The organism is Leclercia adecarboxylata, from assembly GCF_006171285.1.
In the GTDB taxonomy this organism is placed as follows: domain Bacteria; phylum Pseudomonadota; class Gammaproteobacteria; order Enterobacterales; family Enterobacteriaceae; genus Enterobacter; species Enterobacter barmai.
On record NZ_CP040889.1, the window covers coordinates 3,023,824 to 3,044,909 of the forward strand.

The window sequence follows — 21,086 nt, forward strand, 5'->3', positions numbered from 1 at the left end:
ATTTGCATAAATCAGAACTGGTAGGTCACACCCAGCGCAACGATATCATCGCTGCTCACGCCCAGTTTATTATCGTCGTCAATCTGGTTGATTTTATAATCAACAAACGCCGACATATTTTTGTTGAAATAATAGGTCGCGCCGACGTCGATATATTTCACGATATCTTCATCACCGATACCTTCAATATCCTTACCTTTAGACTGGACATAACCCAGGGAGGACGCAGACCAAAGTCAAATTGATATTGCGCAACGGCTTCGAAGTTTTGCGCTTTATTAGCGAAACCACCAGAGATTGGCGTCATATTACGCGTTTCGGTGTACATGGCTGCCAGGTAAACGTTGTTCGCGTCATATTTCAGACCGGTGCCCCAGGCTTCAGCTTTTTCACCTTCGCCGCGTGCCAGCAGATTCTGGGCATTGGTGCGGTCAGAGTTGGTGTAAGCGCCGCTGATAGCGAAATCGCTGCCGCCGAAATCATAGGTCAGTGCAGTACCGAAACCGTCGCCGTTCTGTTTTTTGGCTTCGCGCCCTTCGTTTTTACCCTGATATTGCAGGGTCAGATCCAGGCCATCAATGGCGCCGAAGAAGTCGGTATTACGGTAGGTTGCCAGACCGCTGGCGCGTTTGGTCATGAAGTTGTCGGTCTGCCCGGAAGAGTCACCGCCGAATTCCGGGAACATATCGGTCCAGGCTTCAACGTCATACAGCGCGCCCAGGTTACGACCGTAATCGATTGAACCAAAGTCCTTCAGCTTAATACCGGCGAAGGCCAGACGGGTTTTCTGCGTTGCGTCGCTTTCGGCTTTATTGCCGGAGAATTCTGCTTCCCAGCGGCCATAACCGGTCAGCTGTTCGTTGATCTGCGTTTCGCCTTTAAAGCCGAAACGCACGTAAGTCTGGTCACCATCTTTAGCATCATCATCGCTGATATAACGCATGGCTTTTACTTTACCGTACACGTCCAGTTTATTGCCGTTTTTATTAAATACTTCGGCTGCCTGTACAGATGAAGTTGCCACAACGCTCATTACCACTAATGCCAGAGTACTCTTTTTCATTTTCAATCCTGGTTTTATATATACGCGCTAATATTCGCTGAACAGTCAGCTGATGCTTATGTTCCGTGAAAAAACAGGAAGGGTTTTAACTTTCTGTAATGAACGTTTTATGACAATCTCAGAATAATTTTAAATAAATGTATTTTTCTGTTTCAGTAATAAAAGTGTCAAAGTTTGCCGCTACGCTTCCTGATCCCGCGCAACAAAGTGGTGGCCTTAGTGCTAAGGCGGTTGGCAACAGGCCCCAGTCCTGATAAAAAGTCTGATTGATATCATTTCCCCTATTTTGAACGGCAGAGAATCATGAGTGACAGCCAGACGCTGGTGGTAAAACTCGGTACCAGTGTGTTAACAGGCGGATCGCGCCGCCTTAATCGCGCCCACATTGTTGAGCTTGTGCGCCAGTGCGCGCAGTTGCACGCCGCAGGGCATCGTATTGTGATTGTCACCTCCGGGGCGATCGCCGCCGGGCGTGAGCACCTGGGCTACCCCGAACTCCCCGCCACCATCGCCTCCAAGCAGCTGCTGGCGGCGGTAGGGCAAAGCCGCCTGATCCAGCTCTGGGAACAGCTGTTCTCTATCTATGGCATTCACGTCGGGCAGATGCTGCTGACCCGCGCCGATATGGAAGACCGGGAGCGTTTCCTCAATGCCCGCGACACCCTGCGCGCGCTGCTGGATAACAACATTGTTCCGGTGATTAACGAAAACGATGCGGTCGCTACCGCAGAAATCAAAGTTGGCGACAACGATAACCTCTCAGCGCTGGCCGCCATTCTGGCTGGCGCGGATAAACTGCTGCTGCTGACCGATCAGCAGGGTCTGTTCACCGCCGACCCGCGCACCAACCCACAGGCTGAGCTGATCACCGATGTGAAAGGCATCGACGACGCGCTGCGCGCCATTGCGGGCGACAGCGTCTCTGGCCTCGGCACCGGCGGTATGGGCACCAAGCTGCAGGCGGCCGATGTGGCCTGCCGGGCGGGGATCGACACCATTATTGCCGCAGGCAGCCGTCCGGGCGTGATTGGCGACGTGGTGGAAGGCATTTCGGTAGGCACCCGTTTCCATGCCGAAGCCACCCCACTGGAAAACCGTAAACGCTGGATCTTCGGCGCGCCGCCGGCCGGCGAGCTTATTGTGGATGAAGGCGCGACCGCCGCGATTCTGGAAAGAGGCAGCTCATTGCTTCCAAAAGGAATTAAAAGCGTGACAGGTAACTTCTCCCGTGGTGAAGTGATTCGAATCTGTAACCAGGAAGGGCGCGACATTGCCCACGGCGTCTGCCGCTACAACAGCGACGCGCTGCGCCGGATTGCAGGCCACCATTCACAGCAGATCGATGCCATTCTCGGCTATGAGTACGGCCCGGTTGCTGTCCATCGCGACGACATGATCACCCGTTAAGGAGCAGGACATGCTGGAACAAATGGGCGCCGCTGCCAAAGCCGCCTCGTACAAACTGGCGCTCCTTTCCAGCCGCGAGAAAAACCGCGTGCTGGAAAAAATCGCAGAGTATCTGGAAGCCCAGTCCCACGAGATTTTGCTCGCTAACGAGCAGGATCTGCTGGAAGCCCGCCGCAACGGCCTGAGCGAGGCGCTGCTCGATCGTCTGGCATTAAACCCCGCGCGCCTGAAAAGCATTGCCGACGACGTGCGTCAGGTATGCAGCCTCGCCGATCCGGTAGGGCAGGTGATTGACGGCGGACTGCTGGACAGCGGCCTGCGCATCGAACGTCGCCGCGTGCCGCTGGGGGTGATCGGCGTGATCTACGAAGCCCGTCCCAACGTGACCGTAGATGTTGCCTCGCTGTGCCTGAAAACCGGCAACGCCGCCATCCTGCGCGGCGGGAAAGAGACCTGGCGCACCAACGCCGCCACGGTAAAAGTGATCCAGCAGGCGCTGGAAGAGTGCGGCCTGCCGGCTGCTGCGATTCAGGCGATTGAAAACCCGGATCGTGCCCTGGTCAACGAAATGCTGCGTATGGACAAATACATCGACATGCTGATCCCGCGCGGTGGCGCAGGCCTGCACAAGCTGTGCCGCGAGCAGTCGACGATCCCGGTGATCACCGGCGGTATCGGCGTATGCCATATCTTTGTGGATGACACCGCCGACGTCGACCCGGCCCTTAAGGTCATCGTCAACGCCAAAATCCAGCGTCCAAGTGCCTGTAACTCGGTGGAGACGGTGCTGGTGCATCAGGACATCGCCGACACCTTCCTGCCAGCGCTCAGCAAGCAGATGGCGGAAAGCGGCGTCACCCTGCATGCCGATGCCAACGCGCTGACACAGCTGCAGAGCGGCCCGGCGAAGGTTGAAGCGGTGAAAGCGGAGCAGTACGACGACGAGTTTCTGTCGCTGGATCTGAACGTGAAGGTGGTTGCCGATCTCGACGACGCCATCGCGCACATTCGTGAACACGGTACCCAGCATTCCGATGCGATCCTCACCCGCACCCTGAGCAATGCGAATCGCTTTATCAACGAAGTGGACTCTTCTGCGGTTTACGTCAACGCCTCTACCCGCTTCACCGACGGCGGCCAGTTTGGCCTGGGCGCCGAAGTGGCGGTAAGCACCCAGAAGCTCCACGCCCGCGGCCCGATGGGGCTTGAAGCGCTCACCACCTACAAGTGGATCGGCTTCGGCGACGATACTATTCGCGCGTAATCCCTTGCGCGGGCAGCAACTGCTGTTGCCCGCGCTATCCCTGATTATTCTGGCTTGCCCGTTCCTGTGCCGCCGAGTCCAGCGCGGCGATTTGCTCCTTCAGCGCCGTCAGGCTAAGCGGCCTGCTGATTAAGTACCCCTGGGTTTCATCGCACTCCATCATCATCAGCTTTTGCAGCTGCTCTTCGGTTTCCACCCCTTCTGCGGTAATGCTCAGCGAGAACGCTTTGCCAAGGCCGATAATATTTTCGACGATGGTGTTGGCGCTGTCGCTCCCCGGCATGCCGTCGATAAAGGATTTATCCAGCTTGATGCCATCGAACGGGAAATTGCGCAGGTAGCTCAGGGAGGAGTAGCCGGTGCCGAAATCGTCCATCAGCAGCTTCACGCCCAGTTTCTTCAGCGCCAGCATGATTTCGAGGCTGTTCTCCGGGTTCCACAGCGTGGCATTCTCGGTCACTTCGATCTCCAGCCGGGCCGGATCCAGCTGCGACTCCTGCAGCGCCTCCCTGATGCGATCCACCACCTGCCAGGATCGGAACTCGACCGCAGAGATGTTCACCGATACCGAGAGGCCATGCAGCGTCTGCTGCGCATCCCGGCAGGCAGTTTTCAGCACCCAGTCGCTGAGCGGGATAATCAGCCCGGTCTCTTCGGCGAGGGAGATAAACTGATCCGGCATGATCAGACCAAGTTCGGGATGATGCCAGCGGATGAGTGCCTCCACGGCGATGATCCGTGATGAGTTGTGGCCATAGCGCGGCTGGTAGACAAGACTGAACTGCTCTTTCTTGATGCCCTCGCGCAGGCTCTCTTCCATCTCCCGGCGCTGCACTATCTGCTCTGCCATTTCCGGGGTGTAAAACATCCACCTGTTACGCCCGGTGGTTTTGGCCCGGTACAGCGCAATGTCGGAGAACCGCAGCAGCTCGCCCGCGTCGACGGCATCATGCGGTGCCATGGCGATCCCGATGCTGGCCCCGATCACGATCTCATTTCCGTTGATCAGGAAAGGACGCGTCAGCTCGGTGATGATGCGTTCGCACAGGGTCTCAATGTAGCGCCGGTCGTGAATGTCGGAGATGATCAGAATAAACTCGTCCCCGCCCTGGCGCGCCACCAGATCGTAATCCCGGATGCAGGCCCGTAACCGGGCCGAGACCTCATGCAGCACGCTATCACCGGCACCGTGGCCGAACAGATCGTTGACCGGCTTAAACTTATCGAGATCGAGACTCAGCATCGCCAGCGGATGTACCTGCGTAGGCTGCGCCCGCAGCTTGCCCTCCAGAAACTCGCGCATGCGCACCCGGTTGGGCAGCCCGGTGAGATCGTCGTGTCGGGAGAGATACTCCACGCGCGCCTGGGCCTCGACTTCGAGGGTGACATCCGTGGCGGTGCCGCGGTAGCCGGTGATCCCCTCCGGCGCGACAACGGGTTTGATCGCAATGTGGCAGTAGCGCTGGTGGCCCATCGCCGACAGATAGCGGCAGTGCAGCAGGCGGCGATGGCCCGTCTGGCCGGGCAGGGTGATCCACTCCACCAGCGACTGGTTTTCTGCCTCCATAAACTCGCTGAGTGGGCGGCCGATCCAGGACGAGATACTGTGCCCCGTGATCCCCGGAAAACGCTCAGAAAGCCAGGTGAAACGCAGTTCGGTGTCCGTCTCCCAGATCCAGTCCGTGGTGGCCTCGGCGACGTCACGAAAACGTCTTTCGCTGGCGGTCAGCGCCAGACGGTTCTGCGCCAGCAGCCAGGTATTTTCGTCATACATACGCGCCTTTTTCAGCGCGTTGCGCCCCAGTATCACGCCGGGAACAGCGGTGCAGAGCGCGAGCAGGATCAGCAGCGGCAGGATATAGCGCATCAGCTCCCGCCCCGGATCCTCACTTTTCCACTCAAAAGTGACCTGCTGACCATCAACCGGGAGCGTCGCCGTCCCGCGGCGACCTGCCAGCTTCGGCGCGCCCTTATGCTGCACGCGTGTCTCGGCGATTCCGTACTCCTCACCCAGCGCGGTGAGCTTACGCCCATCCAGCACGTCCACAAACACCAGCACCGAGGCGGAACCAGGAGCAACATTAATGCTTGAGTCATCACCCGTGGTGATGCGCGCTGCCGCCACGAGTGCCGGATGGCCATCCTTCATCACCACCGTACTCGCCACTGGCATGGCGTCAGGCTTATCTATTTTTTGCGTCAGATCGGGCAAGGGATCGTCACCCAGCCAGGATTGCAGGGAGTGCGCCACCAGCTTGCCGTTAATCACGCTGTAGCGAGTCTGCCCGCTACCGTCGAGCACGAACAGCCCTTCGTACTCAAAATCGCGCCACAGCGAAGCGCCCATATTCTGGCGGGTATAGGCCCAGTCAGTGTCCACCCTGGGGTGAAGATGCTGGTAGGCCTCGCCCCACCAGGCATAGTCTTTGATGTGGGTCGTGAGCGTATCGACACGGTTATAGATCGCCTTTTGCAGCAGCATGGCGCTGTGCTTATCGCTGTCTTCGTTGATATTGCGCACGATGGTCAGCAACGCGATGATGGCGATGATAAACAGCATCGCCAGCAGAGACACCATCACCAGCAGGGCGCGTTTGATAAAGCTGGCGGTTCTTTTCGGCTCAAGGTCCGTGCCGGCTACGTCATCGGAGACAAAAAATTTATGCATTATTCACCCACTCTCTCAGGCTTTTCTTCGTTCCGGTCTCTGTAAGTATCGACCTGTTCTGGCGGGGCTTGATTTTAATAAGTTAAAACTGAAGATAGACGATCCTGGAAAGATGCGGGGAGAGGGGGCAGGCAGTGTGGGTAAATAGTCGCCAGCGAAGCGGTTGAAAAAGCCAAAAGAGGGCAGTAACCCTTCGGTTTGTGTTGATTTTGTTCATGGTGCTGCAAAAAACAACAACCAAAAGGCGAAGGCTTGACGGGGTGGGCGCTTTTTCTTACCCTTTTACACCGAAGCACCCCTCCTGAAAGCCGATATAGCTCAGTTGGTAGAGCAGCGCATTCGTAATGCGAAGGTCGTAGGTTCGACTCCTATTATCGGCACCATTTCAAACTCTTCCCAGGTCTACCGAAATCAACTCAAAGCCCGTATACTGCGGACTCTAGCCCGTATCTTATCTCCTGTTATCAACTGGACTCAACCAGAATCAAGTTACAGTTGGGGGCATAAGTGGGGGCATTCTGTGTTCGGTTCAGGGAGATGCCCCCAATGAAGCTTAATGCGCGACAGGTAGATGCTGCTAAACCCAGAGAGAAAGCCTATAAGCTGGCAGATGGAGCTGGTTTGTATCTTGAGGTTGTTCCTTCTGGTTCCAGATACTGGCGGATGAAATATCGCTTCAATGGAAAAGAGAAGCGTATGGCTTTTGGTGTCTATCCGGCAGTGTCCCTTGCACAAGCGAGGGCACTGCGTGATGAAGCCAAGAAAAAGCTGGCTGAGGGTATCGATCCATCATTTGCTAAGAAAGAAGAAAAGCTGGTTCGGGATGTGCAGCTCAACAACACGTTCCAGTCTGTGGCGCTTGAATGGCACGGAACGAAGGTAAGCCGATGGTCAGAAGGTTATGCCTCCGACATTATCGAAGCTTTCAATAAAGATATTTTTCCCTATATCGGCCAGCAGCCGGTGAATGAAATCAAACCGCTGGTTCTGCTTAATGTGCTGCGTCAAATGGAAAGCCGTGGCGCGACAGAGAAGGCCAAGAAGGTTCGCCAGCGTTGCAGTGAAGTTTTTCGTTACGCCATCGTTACCGGCCGTGCGGAATATAACCCTGCAGCGGATCTTACCAGCGCGATGTCAGGGCATGAATCGAAGCATTATCCCTTCCTTACCGTTGAGGAGTTACCTGATTTCTTTAAAGCTCTCTCTGGTTATACAGGCAGCCCGCTGGTTGTTCTTGCCGCACGTTTGCTGATCCTTACGGGAGTTCGCACCGGCGAGCTTCGAGGTGCTTTCTGGAGTGAGTTTGACCTTGAGAAAGCGGTGTGGGAAATTCCTGCCGACCGAATGAAGATGAAATGGCCTCACCTTGTCCCCCTCTCTACCCAAGCACTAGAGATCGTACAGCAGCTCAAAGTGATGTCTGGGCAATATCCTCTGGTGTTTCCTGGGAGGAATGATCCCCGCAAAACGATGAGCGAAGCGAGTATTAATCAGGTGTTTAAGCGGATTGGATACACGGGGAAGGTAACGGGGCATGGTTTCCGTCACACGATGAGTACGATTTTGCATGAGGAAGGGTTCAATACGGCGTGGATTGAAACCCAGCTTGCGCATGTCGATAAGAACGCGATTCGTGGGACGTACAACCATGCGTTGTATCTGGAAGGAAGGAGGAAGATGATGCAGTGGTACGGGGAATGTATTGAAAGTATGTTTGAAAGAAAAGTAGCCGTTAAATTGCAGGCTAATACAAAGGAGCGGTATTGAGCTAGATTGTTCCTTCTAAGCATTCTGCAATGTGACGGTTGCTAAGGAAGCTATAAAGCAAACCGCATAATGCATGATATGCAGATATGATTCGTCGTGATGTTCTTCACGATGTCGCGTTCAACATTAGATTTAGTATGGAATTATGCTTTCGTATTTTTTATACTTTCTTCAAAATTATCCATAATTTTCATGTTGTTCAGATTATATCCTGAACCAGAACTGCAAGGTAGCAAGCCGAATGAGTATAGGAAAATCCTCCCAACCAAAGTCCAGCGCGCCTGGCCAATATTTGGGATTTGCGCTTCAACCTGTTCGCCTCTGCTACCATCTTCTCAACTGTTCTGATGATGCATGTGTATCGCTCGAGTATCTTGACGACGTAGCCGTACATTATCCTGATGGCCGGATTATATTGGAGCAGACTAAAAGTGCTTTAACACATAACCCTTTATCAGACTGGTCGGAGGATTTCTGGAAGACAATTTCTAACTGGATCGACATAGTGACAGTAAATGATATATGTCTTAGCAAAGTAAGTTTTCGCTACTATGTTACACCTGCAAAAAATATAGGTACAATTTGTTCGCTATTTCATAACTCCAAAAATGATGACGATATTAAAAAACTAATGTTTTTTTTGCAGAGTGAACTGAAAAAATTAAAATCAGAACCTGCATGTATGAAATATATTTCTCGGTTTCTTAATGCTACACCAGAAGAACAAAAAGCAATAATTACAAATTTAGTTATAGAGAATGACAGAATAGATCCGCTTGATTCAATTCGTAAGTGTTTAAAACCTACAATTGCAGAAGAACTAATTGAACTAACTTGCCGGTATGCGATAGGAATGGCAAAAGAAAAAGCGGATGGGCTTATCCGTAATAAACAAAATGCAGTTATATCCGTGCAGGAATTTAGAAGGGTGTTTATAAATTTTGTACAGAAAAATAATATTCCTGGATACCTTCAGCCACTCAGTACAGAAATTAATAATTCTGATGCTGAAGCATTGCTCAAACGGGCCCCCACGTTTATAAAACAGCTAAAACTGATAGAACTTCGTCAAGATCGTCAGCTTAGGGCTGTCAGTGACCTATTAAAGACGGACGCTAACATAACCATGTGGGCCGAAAATGGACTAATTTTTGAGCAAAATATTTCTGAATGGCATAATTCATTATTAAGACAGTACGATGCAATATGCGATGATATTGAGGTTTGCCACTCCGACAAGTCTGAAATAAGCAGAGGGAAAGTTATTTATAGCCATTGTTCTGCTACAAAAGTATCCTTCGATAATAAGATAGTCCCTGAATATTTTACTAATGGAGGTTTCAATCTTCTGGCTGACGATCTCCGTTTAGGATGGCATCCGAATTATATAGAGCTTCTCGATAAGGATGAATAGTGAGAATCGAACTGAGAACGCCCGAGCTGAATGATGCAGCTTTAGTACAAAATAGTGCTTTGGGAGCCTTTTTTTTATGGGTATTTTGTCGGTATTATCAACAATACAAGAAGGAGTCTCCAACTATTACTATCAGTTTTCTTGTTTTACCGCTTATTTTACATAAAGCTACTGTTACACTAATTTGTAGCACCTAAAAGGCCTCAGGTATACATCTCTTTGCAGGGAAAATACAGAAAAAAAAGGAAGCAATATTTACTATTCATGAAAGAACGCTTCAGTTGCGATCACTTACATTTGAATCTTTAAGTGTTGCTGAAGACGCTGGATTAATAGAAATTGACGTTAAAACAGCCACATTAAGGGTTAGATGTGATGGTTCAGAGGTTGATTTACCATTGCTCTCTGACGAGTTGAAAAAAATTCATGCTTGCTGTGATAAATTAGCCTTTTGGTTCTCTGAAGTTTCGGATCAACAAATTGCGAAAACATTGATGGTGGATTTCTGATGTATTTCCAAATAAGAAAATTGATACTTTGGCCTAAAACAAATCAACAACCACGGGTTGTAAAATTTGAACCCGGAAAAGTTAATATTATCAGCGGTGCATCAAAAACAGGTAAGTCGGCTGTTATCCCTATTATTGATTATTGTCTATGTTCTGATAAGTGTGCCATTCCAGTTGGTGTCATTCGAGAATCATGTTCATGGTTTGGTATACTGATTGATACGGCTGAAGGTCCCAAATTGCTGGCACGTAAAGAACCTGGTAATCAGCAAGGGACTAGTGAAATGTATATAGAAGAAGGTGATGGAATAATTATACCTTCATTAGCTCCTCAGAAAAATAGTACAATGACTCATGTGAAAGGAATCTTGGATCGTTTGGCAGGTTTATCAGATTTAGCATTTGAACCAACTGGACATGATAATTTTCGCAGTCGTCCAAGTTTCCGTGACTTAATGGCATTTATTTTTCAGCCACAAAATATAATAGCAAATCCAGATGTTTTATTCTTTAAAGCAGACACTACAGAGCATAGAGAAAAGCTTAAGACTATATTTCCGTATGTATTGGGGGCTATTAGCCCCTTGGTTCTTCAGGCAAGACATGAATTAGATAGAGTTACTCGGCAATTACGTCGTAAAGAAACAGAACTTAAAACACGTAAAGCCTCAGGAGATGCCTGGCAACGAGAAAGTCGGATTTGGTTGTCACTTGCTATTGAATACGGGCTTTTACCCGTAGAACAGTCTATTCCTGACGAGTGGCCTGCAACTTTAAAACTTTTGAAGTCAATCCTTAAAAAGGATATTCAAATTTCTCAACCTTCTTTAAGCTCAACACAATACGTTATCACTGAATTAAAGAAATTGAGAGATAGAGAAACAAATAATATTGCACAAATTAATAAGATTAGAAGCCAGCTTATAGAAATTGAGAGACTTAACGATAGTAGTGATTTGTATAAAAAAGCTCTTGAAGTAAAAAGAGAACGTCTTAGTTTATCCACATGGATTCGTGAACAATATGCTAAAGCTAAAATAATTGAGCCGTTAAGTGAGGTACGAAGTTCAGAAAAAATTAGGCAGCTTTGTCTCGCACTTGAAGGTATTGAATTGCAGTTACGTTCCTATCCACAGGTTAACCATTCTTTGGATAAAGAAACTTTACATCTTCGCTCACAATTAAATGAGTTTACGAAAGAATTAACGTCTATCAGGCAAGAAATACGAGCGCTAGAGAAACAGTCAGAAGAAGTAAAAAAATATAATACTCAAGGAGAATTGATCTCCCGTTTTATTGGTAGATTGGAAGAAGCTTTACGCTTGTATCAAAGTACAGATGTGTTAACTAAATTGATAAGTGAAATTAAAGAATTACAATCAGAGCAGAATAAGTTATTAAAAATAGTATCGGAGAAAGAAATTTCACGTAAGCTTGATATAGTGCTTGATAAAATTCAACGAGCAACTGGGAAATTGTTACCCCATCTAGATGGGGAGTGGCCAGACTCACCTGTCAGGTTAATTATTAATGATTTAACTGTAAAAGTTAGTAGAGGGCAGCGAGATGATTATCTTTGGGAAACTGGTAGTGGGGCAAACTGGTTGGCTTACCATATTGCTACAACATTAGCTTTGCAATGGGTGTTTACGAGAAATCCTCAGCATCCTGTACCAAGTTTGCTCATTTATGATCAGCCAAGTCAAGTATATTTCCCTGTAAGGCAAGCAGGAATTATAGACAATGAAAATAATGAGCCAGAATGGCAAAACGAGGATGTTGTTGCTGTTCGTAAAGTATTTAAAGTTTTAAATAAATTTATATCTTCAACTGAAGGTATATTCCAGTTTATTGTACTGGACCATGCTAATGAAGAAGTTTGGAATAGTCTGGAGAACATCCATTTAGTTGAGGAATGGCGTGGTGCAGCGTTGATTCCATATGATTGGATTGCTCGTGATTAACTGTTTTTACTGTCCATGGTAGTATTGTTCTTTTGTTTCAAATATATGTTAGTAAATATATCTTTCCCTCACTGGTAGGTGAGGGAAAGAATGTTAAACTAATTTGAACCAAATCGATAATTAAAATCTTTTGAAGTTTTAATTTTTTAATTTTTTTGTGTTGTATTCTTTAAGACCTTTATTTTTATGTTGGGGGGGGAGGGTGAGTTTTTTACTGGGATATAATAATTGGAAAACATTAATGTTCTCTCAGTTGGGACTCGGAATCATTCTTACAATCAATGATAATAATGAATTTAACCATTCTAATTAGTGCTTTTTTCGCTATCTGGAATTATTTTATTCAGAATGTGGTATTGATTTTACCAAATTATTAATCCGCATGAAAATCCCACCTGGAATATCCTGCTGCGCAAAAACATCCTCTATCTTCAGCGGTTTATGCAAGTTTGAATCAATCCATTGAGTTATCTCATCGATGATGTATTCTGTTCTGAACATAAATCGACGCTCACTATAAGAGGGCTGTGAAACATCCTGTTCGGGATGCTAATGATTTACTTATAGATTTCAGCAACCCCATGTAGCCTGTTATCCCCCGTTGCCGACAGGATTTTGAATGACGTTGCCCCTTGCTCATCAGCTTTACGGGAAAGCGTATTCGATAATTCATCAAGCGTATAGGCATTGCTGGCTGAGACTACACCCATTTTTTCTTTCCCATCTGCATGGTTAATTTCCTGAGCGGCAGACGCGGCATTCACTGAAATGAATCCCATGACCAATGTAGTAATAAATAATGTTTTCATAGCTAGGGCCTCATTTAAAAATATGTTTAAAACAGGACTTGTATCAGGAGTAACTTTCTCCGTCTGTGTATTCAAATATACAGACCTAAGCTGTCATGATGCTGACCGCTTTATGACAAAATTGTCAGCGTTGTAGATTGGTTAATTTTTTGAATACAAATTCAGCTCGTTAATAATGCACTCAGGTTCTTCACGCAGAAGCATATTGTCTATGTCCAGAACCCCATCAATTTTTTGTGGATCATCAGCCAGCAGATCTGCAAATAATGGGGTAAGATCCTGCTGTGCTTCACCTCGTTCAGCTACCAGCTCGAAGGTTTTATTTTTTGCCTCTTCGTTGGTCAGGGCACTGACCAGAACCCGGGCGATTTGCTCCCGGGATATCACACCATCTTCTGGTGTTCCCGCATGGCGACGATCTCCCTGAAGCATAACGATTCGGTGTTCATCATCATTGTTGTAATCAAACCAGCCGGGCCGGACGATGGTATAGGGATGACCACTGGCCCTGACCAGACGCTCGGCACGTCTTTTCCAGTCATGAACCTCAGTACGTTGATTCCAGGTACTGAGTCGTTCAGTCACGCCAATCGTGGTCATCAGGCTGATATGAACAGGTGTATCCTTGAAAATTCGTAAAATATTACGCACTCCGCCGTAGTCGATCGCTCTGGCACCAATACGACCCTGACCATCAGAACCGAGCGTGAAAATGATGGCATCAATATCTTTCGGCAATTCGGTGAGTGTTTCAGGTAGTGATACATCGCCGTAAAAAACATCCGTTCCACGAGGAAGTAATTTTATTTTGCGTTTATTTCTGACCAGCGCGACGGGCTGATGGCCCATTTCAATAGCGCTATTCACGACATGAAGACCAATACTTCCTGTCGCGCCTGCTATGAGTATTTTCATGATAAATCTTCTGATAATTCGGACTTATTTTCGATAGGGTCAGAATATCAATTATCATTATTGTCAGTAATAGGGCTAAAATGATTGTGTCTATGAACACCCTTCATGAGTGTGCGATGAAGGGAATGCCTCCATAAGGAAATCGCCGATGCTTAAAGAAAACTTCAATGAACTGCAAATCTTTCTTGTAGTGGCGAGGGAACGAAGTTTTACCAAAGCAGCGGGTAAACTGGGCGTTTCTCAGTCTGCACTCAGCCACGCGATGAAGGCCCTGGAGGAAAGGCTGAATATCCGCCTTTTGACCCGCACGACCCGAAGCGTTGCCCCTACAGAGGCCGGTGAGAGAATTATTGCCTGTCTTGAACCTCGTATTGCCGATCTGGAGCAGGAGCTTGAATCGCTTGTTCAACTGAACGGCACTGCCTCCGGCAATATCCGTTTATCTGCCGGGGAGCATGCCGCACGAAGTCTGGTATGGCCGAAGCTAAAACCCTTCCTCAGGGAATATCCGGAAATCAATGTTGAACTGGTGGTTGATAACGGCTTTGTCGATATTGTTGAGGGGCGTTTTGACGCCGGGATCCGCCTGGGCGAAAGCGTGGATAAGGACATGATTGCGGTAAGAATTGGGCCGGACATGAGAATGGCCGTGGTAGGAGCGCCGTCTTATTTCGCTGCAAATCCTGCACCTGAAACGCCGCACGAGCTACAAAATCATCGGTGTATCAATATGCGCCTGCCAACAGCCGGTGGGCTTTACCACTGGGAGTTTGAGAAGGATGGGAAACCATTACGGGTCAGAGTGGAAGGGCAGCTAACGTTTAATCTGCAGGCGGAAAGGATTGATGCGGCGTTATCGGGTTTTGGCCTCGCCTGCATACCTGAAGACAGGGTGCAGGATTATATAAAGTCGGGAGAGCTTATTCAGGTTTTGCAGGACTGGTGCCCATCTTTCCCCGGATATTATCTTTACTACCCGAGCCGTAAGCAGCATCCGCCCGCATTTGCGCTGATGATCGATGCGCTTCGCTACCATGAATAACGGGTCCGCCAGTCTCAGCGGACCCGTCCGGGTATTAACGTCCTGTGCGAGCCTGGTGCTCAGGAGAGTAACGTTCGCCGACGACTTTAATCGTTTCAAGCGCCTGGGTTATCTGTCGCGAGTCATCCTGAGAAAGGATGATGTCGGTGGCCCCAAGGTTTTCCTCCAGCCGGTGCAGTTTCGTGGTACCAGGGATAGGAACAATCCACGGCTTTTGTGCCAGCAGCCACGCCAGCGCGATTTGTGCAGACGTCACACCTTTCTCTGCCGCCAGTTCACCCAGCAATGAGACCAGCTTTTCATTGGCTTCAATCGCCTGCTCTGCGAAACGCGGCACTTGGCTTCTGTAATCATCCTTCCCAAAAGTGGTTCCTGGCTTAATCGAGCCCGTCAGGAAGCCCTTGCCTAATGGGCTGAAGGGCACAAAACCAATGCCCAGTTCTTCCAGCAACGGCAGGATCTCCCGCTCAGGCTCGCGCCACCACATGGAGTATTCGCTTTGTAGGGCCGTGACAGGCTGTACGGCATGCGCACGACGAATGGTTTGCGCACCCGCTTCGGACAGACCGAAATGTTTAACTTTGCCTTCAGCTATCAGGTCTTTTACCGTACCCGCAACATCTTCAATCGGGACATCCGGATCGACACGGTGTTGATACAGCAGGTCAATGACATCAGTCTTAAGACGGCGTAATGATCCTTCCACAGCTTCACGGATATGCTCCGGACGGCTGTTTAAAATCTGCTGCTTGTTGTCGTCGCCAAAAGTAAAACCAAACTTAGTGGCAATGACCACACGGTCACGAAACGGTTTTAAGGCTTCGCCGACAACTTCTTCATTGAGGAAGGGGCCATACACTTCAGCGGTATCGAAGAAGGTGACGCCACGTTCAACCGCTGCGCGAATGAGCTCGATAGCCTGACGAGTATCGGTCGCCGGGCCGTAGCCGTGGCTTAAGCCCATGCAACCGAGCCCAAGCGCGGAGACTTCGAGTCCGGATTTACCCAGATAACGTTTTTGCATTGAATGAATACCTCTTTTATCGCGACTTAAACATCAAGTTTGCGGCCAGTCAGCCATTCCACCATCGCCGGGTCGCGGTGAGAGAAGAAGGCGCTGGTTGCGGTGTCGAGGGCGGAAATCTGCAGCATATCTTCAGAGCTGAGTTCAAAATCGAGAATGTTGATGTTCTCTTCCATGCGTTCTTTGCGCACCGATTTCGCCAGTGAAATGATGCCTCGCTGGAAGATCCAACGCAGCACAACCTGACCCACGCTTTTGCCGTACTTCTGGCCAATCGCCGTTAACACGGGATGCTGGAACAGGCCATTTTTACCCTCAGCAAACGGTGCCCAGGCTTCCGGTTGAATGCCATGGCTTTGATTCCATGGAACGGCATGTAGCTGCTGGTTGAAGGGGTTAACTTCAATCTGGTTCACCGCAGGGGCAACTTTGTTGAAGGCGATAAGGTCGGCCAGTCGGTCAGGATGGAAATTGCTGACGCCAATGGCGCGAATTTTGCCTGCCTGTTGCAGTTCTTCCATGGCGCGCCAGGCCCCATGGACATCGCCATAAGGCTGGTGAATCAGGTACAGGTCAACGTAATCAAGTTGCAGTCGATTCAGGGAGCGTTCGAACTGGGCTTTAGCGCCTTCGTAATTCGTATCCTGTAGCCAGAGTTTGGTCGTCACAAAGAGCTCGTTACGGGCGATACTGGTCTGTTTCAGTGCATTCCCGACCTGGGTTTCATTCTGGTAAGACGCGGCGGTATCGATCAGGCGGTATCCCGTATCGATGGCATCAAGAACGGCTCTTTCGCATTCAGCAGCATCCGTCATCTGGAAGACACCAAAGCCCAGCAGGGGCATTTCAATACCGTTGTTCAGTTTTACAGTTTGCATGACGTTATCCTTCAGCTCTTGTGTTGGAAAATCATAACGCAAACTGATTTATTCGATTAGATGGGGTAATTAGCTAGGGTTTATTAGATGTGTTCATTAATCAAATGGTACTGGTTCTGGGTATCATCAAAAGGCTCTATTCTTTTCGTAAGGGATGCAGATATTTATCTGCATCCCTTAAATAAGCCCATAATTTACTCAGCTGGTTATTTGTGGTGACGTATATACTTAGCTTATTTTGATGTCATCCAGGTTAATATCCTCCTCTTCATGATCATTGTTTATGACAACATCCCGAGGAACATCTTTTTTGATAACTGCATAGACAGTCGCTGTGACCAATATATTAACCAGTAATGCCATAATACCCGCCATTGGGTGTGACATTGTTGGAATCATTAAAACGCCGCCAAAAGGGACGGTTGCATCTGCGCCATATACCATGGTGATGGCACCGCCACAGGCACCACCAATTGCAGCAGCCGCAATACCGCGAACGATGTCATTCATCACTATGGGTATAGATCCTTCAACAATATTGACTACCCCCATAGGAACCGCCGATTTTAACATTTCGATCTCTTCGTTATTGTAGATGTTTTTGCGAAGAAGTTTGGCGATAAAGAATGCAAGCCCGAAACCGATAGGTGTTGCAGTGTTAACTAACTGCAGAGCCGTAATGGGCTCATTTATACCTTGCGCCTGAAGCGTTAAAACGAATGCAAAGCACGTTTTATTGATCGGCCCGCCAAAGTCAATGATACATAGCGCTCCAATAACAGCACCTAAGAGTAAATTAGATGAAGTCCCCATACTTCTCAGGAAAGATGTCAGCGCATCGGTAAAAATACCAATCGGCGTACCGATGATATAGACCATGATTAACGCACTGAGAATCGATGCAAAAAAGGGCACAATCAGTGTCGGCATTAAGCCCCGGGCCCAGTCCGGGACCTTCATATTTTTAATGATAGCAAGGGCGATATAGCCTGAAATGTAGCCCCCGATCATGCCTCCGATAAAACCTGCACCAATGGCGTTAGCAGCCAGACCTACGACAAAACCGGGTGCAATGCCGGGCTTGCCTGCAATCGAGCCAGAAATACCGATGGCAATCACGACGGGTAATAGTCCGAGCGCCTTGGCTCCCATGGTTGCCAGGGCCTGCCACAGATCAAACTCACCGGGTACTAAAGCGTCCTGAACCGTACCCCCAAGACCCATACCGATAGCAATAATAAATCCAGCGCCACACACTATGGGAATTAAGAACGAGATAGCAGTTAGCAGATGACCTTTAGGATTCGCTGCTTTCCATATTTCTTTTATATTCATAAATTACGCCCTTTAATTTATAGAGGATACGCACAGGTAAAAGTTATGAATTCACTAATTCACCGAGCTTTTCAATAAGCTTGTTGGGAGATTTCACAGCCATTTCCGTTGGAACTTTTACTATTCTCTTTCCGGCGAACCGTTCTTCTCCAGATACCTGAACATCAGCGGCGAGCAGCACAATATCGGCCTGGGCAATTTCTTCAGCGGTTAAAGCGTTCTCGATACCAATAGTTCCTTGCGTTTCAATTTTGACATTGTGACCCGCTTTTTTTGCTGCAGTTTCAATTTTCTTTTGGGCAATATAGGTATGCGCAATCCCTACGGTACAGGCGGTAATTCCGACAATATTCATCTCTTTCACCTTGATTTATTTAATGGTAAGCAGTTACACAACCCATTTTTTAAACGCCAGCACCTTCGCTTTCAGCATTTAAAAGATCAATAATTCTCTGAGGGTCATTCTCTTGCAGTAATTTATCAATAATCTCTTCATCCGCCAGCGAGCCAGAAACATGAGCCAGCAGCCGAATATGGGTCGCATTCTGATCGACTAAGCACACCGCAAATAAAATAATGCATCGGACATCACTGCCATCCATGGTTTCCCAGGGAATATCATGTTGGGTTCGTCCGATTGCCAGTGCCGTCCGCGCTACGCCGGAAGATTTGCCGTGCGGGATTGCAATATGATTTTCAAACCCGGTTGAATCCAGTTCTTCACGAAGCCAGACATCTTTCAAAAAATCAGCTTTATTAATGACGGCGCCATCCTGCACCAGGAGATCCGTTAATTCTTCAATGGCCTCTTCTTTCGTTTTTGCCGCCATATTTAATTTGATGTTTTTTACATTAAGTACATGAGAAATATCCATCATCGACCTTCGTTAAAATAAAGTCAGGGTTAATTATCAAAGTGCATAGATTTCACCTTGATAATAAATGAGGTACAGCACTCTCAACCGTAAAAATCAGGCGCGAGGGCAAAGAGACAGACCGGTTAAATAGACTCTTGGTCCTGCGCGATGGCTCAATACGGCTGAGCGCGCTGCAATTTTCAGGCAGCGACTTCGCGCTGGTAGATATCGACCATTTTATCCCAGGCATCGCTGACATTATCCGCCAGCGAGAACAGGCCCGATGTTCCCACAATAAAGACGTCGACGCCGGACTGGGAGATGACATTAAAGGTCTTCTCGTTGCAGGAGCCGTCAATTTCCGTCAGGTAGTGGTAACCATGCGCTTCGCGCATCGCAATCAGTTGTTTGATTTTGTTGAGTGATTCTGGAATAAATTTCTGCCCCGCATAGCCTGGATCAACCGACATGACGGTTACTTTATCCAGCAGGTGCGCGTACTCTTTAATAGCATCCGCTGGAGTAGCCGGGTTCAAAACCACGCCACAGCGGCGACCAGCATCTTTAATCTGGTTCAGCAGACGGAAGATTTTGTTATTCGCCGTCTCCGGATGGAAGCTGATAATATCTGCCCCTGCATCAATACACATTGGAATAATATCTTCCGGGTGATTCACCATCAGATGCACATCAATTGGCACATCGGTAATTTTCTTCAGGTTTTCGATAAAGAACGGTGATAGCGTAATATTCTTGACATAGCTACCGTCCATAATATCAACGTGATAAAAATCAGCCCGACCATTCATTGCTGTAATTTGTTCTCTGAACTGCGTTAAATCCATACACATTAACGAGGGCGAAAATTTAGCTGCCATACCTCACCTCCAGAAGAGTTAATTAGTTAAACAGTGACACGACATGCCCAAGAATGATGCCAACAACGCCGAAGTCTGCATCGCCAAAGGTGGTGGATGCAAAGCCAAGGTCGCCCATCAGAGGCAGCAAAATCGCAGGCAAAAATGAAATCAGCAGACCGTGAGCGAATGCACCCACCACCGCGCCGCGCCGACCGCCGCAGATGTTGCCGTAAACGCCCGCCGTCGCGCCGCAGAAGAAGTGCGGCACCAGGCCGGGAACGATGACGCTTAAGCCAAAGAGTGGACACAGGAACATGCTCACCAGACCGGCTGCAAAGCTTGACAGAAATCCGACGATCACCGCGTTCGGGGCGAATGGAAAGACGGTAGGGCAGTCGAGCGCCGGTTTGGCATCTTTCACCAGCTTGTCGGCGATGCCTTTAAAGGCCGGAACAATTTCGGCAATAATCATGCGCACACCCGCGAGGATGATCCACACGCCTGCCGCGAAGGTCAGCGACTGAATAATGGCGAAGATGATAAAGTTCTGACCGCCGCTGATGCTGGTTTCAACGAACTCTTTGCCTGCTATCAGGACCAGAATCACGAACAGGATCATCATTGTCAGCGAAATGGCGACGGAGGAGTCACGCAGGAAGTTCAGCGATTTCGGGACCTTCAGCTCTTCAATCGACGGACTGCCTTTACCGATCGCTTTCCCCACCAGCGCCGACAGCAGATAGCCGGTTGAACCAAAGTGGCCCAGCGCCAGGTCATCAGTACCAGTAATTTTGCGTGTGAACGGCTGCAGAATAGCCGGAGAGACCACCATCATGATGCCGAGGATCACCGCCCCTACCAGTACCACCCAAAACGGCGACAGACCGCCGACAGAGAGGATGACAGCCAGCATTGCCGACATATAGAGCGTGTGGTGCCCCGTCAGGAAGATGTACTTCAGCGGCGTGATACGGGCAAGGACGATGTTAAACAACATCCCCAGCACCATGATCATTGCCGTCGCGGTGCCGTAGTTTTTCTGCGCCAGCGCTGCCATGGCGTCGGTATTGGGTACCACCCCCTGAATATGGAAGGAATGCTCAAACAGTTGGCTAAAGGTTGTTAACGTCGTGGCGACAATCGCCGCCCCGGATGTTAATATCACAAAACCCATAATGGTTTTGAGGGTTCCGGAAATAACTTCGGAAATGGCTTTTTTCTGCAATAATAAGCCGATCAGGGAAAACAGACCGACCAGTATTGCTGGTGTACCCAACACATCATGAATAATAAACTGCAGCATAGAATGA

Annotated in this window: 16 protein-coding genes, 1 tRNA gene and 2 pseudogenes; 8 read left to right on the plus strand and 11 right to left on the minus strand. The window is 48.9% G+C overall.

The genetic code is table 11. The features are described 5' to 3' along the window. Positions 1-11: 11 nt before the first annotated feature. Positions 12-1,063, minus strand: a pseudogene (phoE, locus tag FHN83_RS16195) (phosphoporin PhoE). A gap of 303 nt (positions 1,064-1,366) precedes the next feature. On the opposite strand from phoE, the gene proB reads away from it, so the two are divergent. Both proB and proA read left to right on the plus strand, forming a co-directional pair. Further along, positions 1,367-2,470: a glutamate 5-kinase gene (proB, locus tag FHN83_RS16200; RefSeq protein WP_039032096.1), complete on the plus strand. Its 1,104-nt coding sequence runs from the start codon at positions 1,367-1,369 to the stop codon at positions 2,468-2,470. Positions 2,471-2,480: 10 nt separating this feature from the next. Beyond that, the gene (gene proA, locus FHN83_RS16205) at positions 2,481-3,734 is read left to right on the plus strand and encodes a glutamate-5-semialdehyde dehydrogenase (RefSeq protein ID WP_139564373.1); all 1,254 of its coding nucleotides are present in this window, start codon (positions 2,481-2,483) and stop codon (positions 3,732-3,734) included. Between the two features lie 34 nt (positions 3,735-3,768). Here proA and FHN83_RS16210 read toward each other — a convergent pair whose 3' ends face one another. Continuing rightward, on the minus strand, positions 3,769-6,402 hold the full coding sequence (locus FHN83_RS16210; protein WP_327062091.1) for an EAL domain-containing protein: 2,634 nt from the start codon (positions 6,400-6,402) through the stop codon (positions 3,769-3,771). 307 nt (positions 6,403-6,709) lie between these two features. On the opposite strand from FHN83_RS16210, the gene FHN83_RS16215 reads away from it, so the two are divergent. The 5 genes and pseudogenes from FHN83_RS16215 to FHN83_RS16235 all read left to right on the plus strand — a co-directional run bounded on the left by FHN83_RS16215 (position 6,710) and on the right by FHN83_RS16235 (position 12,056). Next, a tRNA-Thr gene (locus tag FHN83_RS16215) sits at positions 6,710-6,785 on the plus strand. 163 nt (positions 6,786-6,948) lie between these two features. Then, positions 6,949-8,169, plus strand: a complete 1,221-nt coding sequence (locus tag FHN83_RS16220) for a tyrosine-type recombinase/integrase (RefSeq protein WP_139564374.1) — start codon at positions 6,949-6,951, stop codon at positions 8,167-8,169. A 241-nt stretch (positions 8,170-8,410) separates the two neighbouring features. After that, on the plus strand, positions 8,411-9,583 hold the full coding sequence (locus FHN83_RS16225; RefSeq protein WP_139564375.1) for an ABC-three component system protein: 1,173 nt from the start codon (positions 8,411-8,413) through the stop codon (positions 9,581-9,583). Next, positions 9,583-10,092 (plus strand): annotated as a pseudogene (locus FHN83_RS28615) (three component ABC system middle component). Before FHN83_RS16225 ends, FHN83_RS28615 begins: the two are co-directional and overlap by 1 nt. Next, complete coding sequence (locus FHN83_RS16235; protein ID WP_139564377.1) at positions 10,092-12,056, plus strand: DUF3732 domain-containing protein; 1,965 nt, start codon at positions 10,092-10,094, stop codon at positions 12,054-12,056. Before FHN83_RS28615 ends, FHN83_RS16235 begins: the two are co-directional and overlap by 1 nt. A 557-nt stretch (positions 12,057-12,613) precedes the next feature. On the opposite strand, the gene FHN83_RS16245 is transcribed toward FHN83_RS16235, so the two are convergent. Beyond that, positions 12,614-12,865: a DUF1471 domain-containing protein gene (locus FHN83_RS16245; protein ID WP_139564378.1), complete on the minus strand. Its 252-nt coding sequence runs from the start codon at positions 12,863-12,865 to the stop codon at positions 12,614-12,616. A gap of 141 nt (positions 12,866-13,006) precedes the next feature. Further along, positions 13,007-13,780 (minus strand): SDR family oxidoreductase, encoded by a 774-nt coding sequence (locus FHN83_RS16250; protein ID WP_139564379.1) that lies wholly within the window; start codon positions 13,778-13,780, stop codon positions 13,007-13,009. Between the two features lie 148 nt (positions 13,781-13,928). Here FHN83_RS16250 and FHN83_RS16255 point away from each other — a divergent pair, with 148 nt between their 5' ends. Further along, entirely contained in the window at positions 13,929-14,822 is an 894-nt protein-coding gene (locus tag FHN83_RS16255; protein WP_139564380.1) for a LysR family transcriptional regulator, read from the plus strand. A gap of 34 nt (positions 14,823-14,856) precedes the next feature. Here the strand turns inward: FHN83_RS16255 and FHN83_RS16260 are convergent, their stop codons facing one another. From FHN83_RS16260 to FHN83_RS16290, 7 genes are all read right to left on the minus strand, one after another. After that, a complete protein-coding gene (locus tag FHN83_RS16260) occupies positions 14,857-15,846 on the minus strand; it encodes an aldo/keto reductase (protein ID WP_139564381.1) in 990 nt (329 codons plus the stop codon). Between the two features lie 26 nt (positions 15,847-15,872). Continuing rightward, positions 15,873-16,724 (minus strand): aldo/keto reductase, encoded by an 852-nt coding sequence (locus tag FHN83_RS16265; protein WP_139564382.1) that lies wholly within the window; start codon positions 16,722-16,724, stop codon positions 15,873-15,875. A gap of 228 nt (positions 16,725-16,952) precedes the next feature. Continuing rightward, on the minus strand, positions 16,953-18,059 hold the full coding sequence (locus tag FHN83_RS16270) for a PTS fructose transporter subunit IIC (protein WP_039032103.1): 1,107 nt from the start codon (positions 18,057-18,059) through the stop codon (positions 16,953-16,955). A gap of 43 nt (positions 18,060-18,102) precedes the next feature. Beyond that, on the minus strand, positions 18,103-18,414 hold the full coding sequence (locus tag FHN83_RS16275; RefSeq protein ID WP_039032104.1) for a PTS fructose transporter subunit IIB: 312 nt from the start codon (positions 18,412-18,414) through the stop codon (positions 18,103-18,105). A gap of 49 nt (positions 18,415-18,463) precedes the next feature. Continuing rightward, a complete protein-coding gene (locus tag FHN83_RS16280) occupies positions 18,464-18,934 on the minus strand; it encodes a PTS sugar transporter subunit IIA (RefSeq protein ID WP_139565446.1) in 471 nt (156 codons plus the stop codon). A gap of 182 nt (positions 18,935-19,116) precedes the next feature. After that, complete coding sequence (gene alsE / locus FHN83_RS16285) at positions 19,117-19,794, minus strand: D-allulose 6-phosphate 3-epimerase (RefSeq protein ID WP_039032106.1); 678 nt, start codon at positions 19,792-19,794, stop codon at positions 19,117-19,119. 22 nt (positions 19,795-19,816) lie between these two features. Then, the gene (locus FHN83_RS16290) at positions 19,817-21,079 is read right to left on the minus strand and encodes a PTS ascorbate transporter subunit IIC (protein WP_139564383.1); all 1,263 of its coding nucleotides are present in this window, start codon (positions 21,077-21,079) and stop codon (positions 19,817-19,819) included. Between the last annotated feature and the right edge of the window lie 7 nt (positions 21,080-21,086).

Bases quoted from the DNA above. Each gene is read 5' to 3' on its own strand.
- proB (WP_039032096.1), top strand. From the start codon at position 1,367: ATGAGTGACAGCCAGACGCTGGTGGTAAAACTCGGTACCAGTGTGTTA.
- proA (WP_139564373.1), top strand. From the start codon at position 2,481: ATGCTGGAACAAATGGGCGCCGCTGCCAAAGCCGCCTCGTACAAACTG.
- FHN83_RS16210 (WP_327062091.1), bottom strand. From the start codon at position 6,402: ATGCATAAATTTTTTGTCTCCGATGACGTAGCCGGCACGGACCTTGAG.
- FHN83_RS16220 (WP_139564374.1), top strand. From the start codon at position 6,949: ATGAAGCTTAATGCGCGACAGGTAGATGCTGCTAAACCCAGAGAGAAA.
- FHN83_RS16225 (WP_139564375.1), top strand. From the start codon at position 8,411: ATGAGTATAGGAAAATCCTCCCAACCAAAGTCCAGCGCGCCTGGCCAA.
- FHN83_RS16235 (WP_139564377.1), top strand. From the start codon at position 10,092: ATGTATTTCCAAATAAGAAAATTGATACTTTGGCCTAAAACAAATCAA.
- FHN83_RS16245 (WP_139564378.1), bottom strand. From the start codon at position 12,865: ATGAAAACATTATTTATTACTACATTGGTCATGGGATTCATTTCAGTG.
- FHN83_RS16250 (WP_139564379.1), bottom strand. From the start codon at position 13,780: ATGAAAATACTCATAGCAGGCGCGACAGGAAGTATTGGTCTTCATGTC.
- FHN83_RS16255 (WP_139564380.1), top strand. From the start codon at position 13,929: ATGCTTAAAGAAAACTTCAATGAACTGCAAATCTTTCTTGTAGTGGCG.
- FHN83_RS16260 (WP_139564381.1), bottom strand. From the start codon at position 15,846: ATGCAAAAACGTTATCTGGGTAAATCCGGACTCGAAGTCTCCGCGCTT.
- FHN83_RS16265 (WP_139564382.1), bottom strand. From the start codon at position 16,724: ATGCAAACTGTAAAACTGAACAACGGTATTGAAATGCCCCTGCTGGGC.
- FHN83_RS16270 (WP_039032103.1), bottom strand. From the start codon at position 18,059: ATGAATATAAAAGAAATATGGAAAGCAGCGAATCCTAAAGGTCATCTG.
- FHN83_RS16275 (WP_039032104.1), bottom strand. From the start codon at position 18,414: ATGAATATTGTCGGAATTACCGCCTGTACCGTAGGGATTGCGCATACC.
- FHN83_RS16280 (WP_139565446.1), bottom strand. From the start codon at position 18,934: ATGGATATTTCTCATGTACTTAATGTAAAAAACATCAAATTAAATATG.
- alsE (WP_039032106.1), bottom strand. From the start codon at position 19,794: ATGGCAGCTAAATTTTCGCCCTCGTTAATGTGTATGGATTTAACGCAG.
- FHN83_RS16290 (WP_139564383.1), bottom strand. From the start codon at position 21,079: ATGCTGCAGTTTATTATTCATGATGTGTTGGGTACACCAGCAATACTG.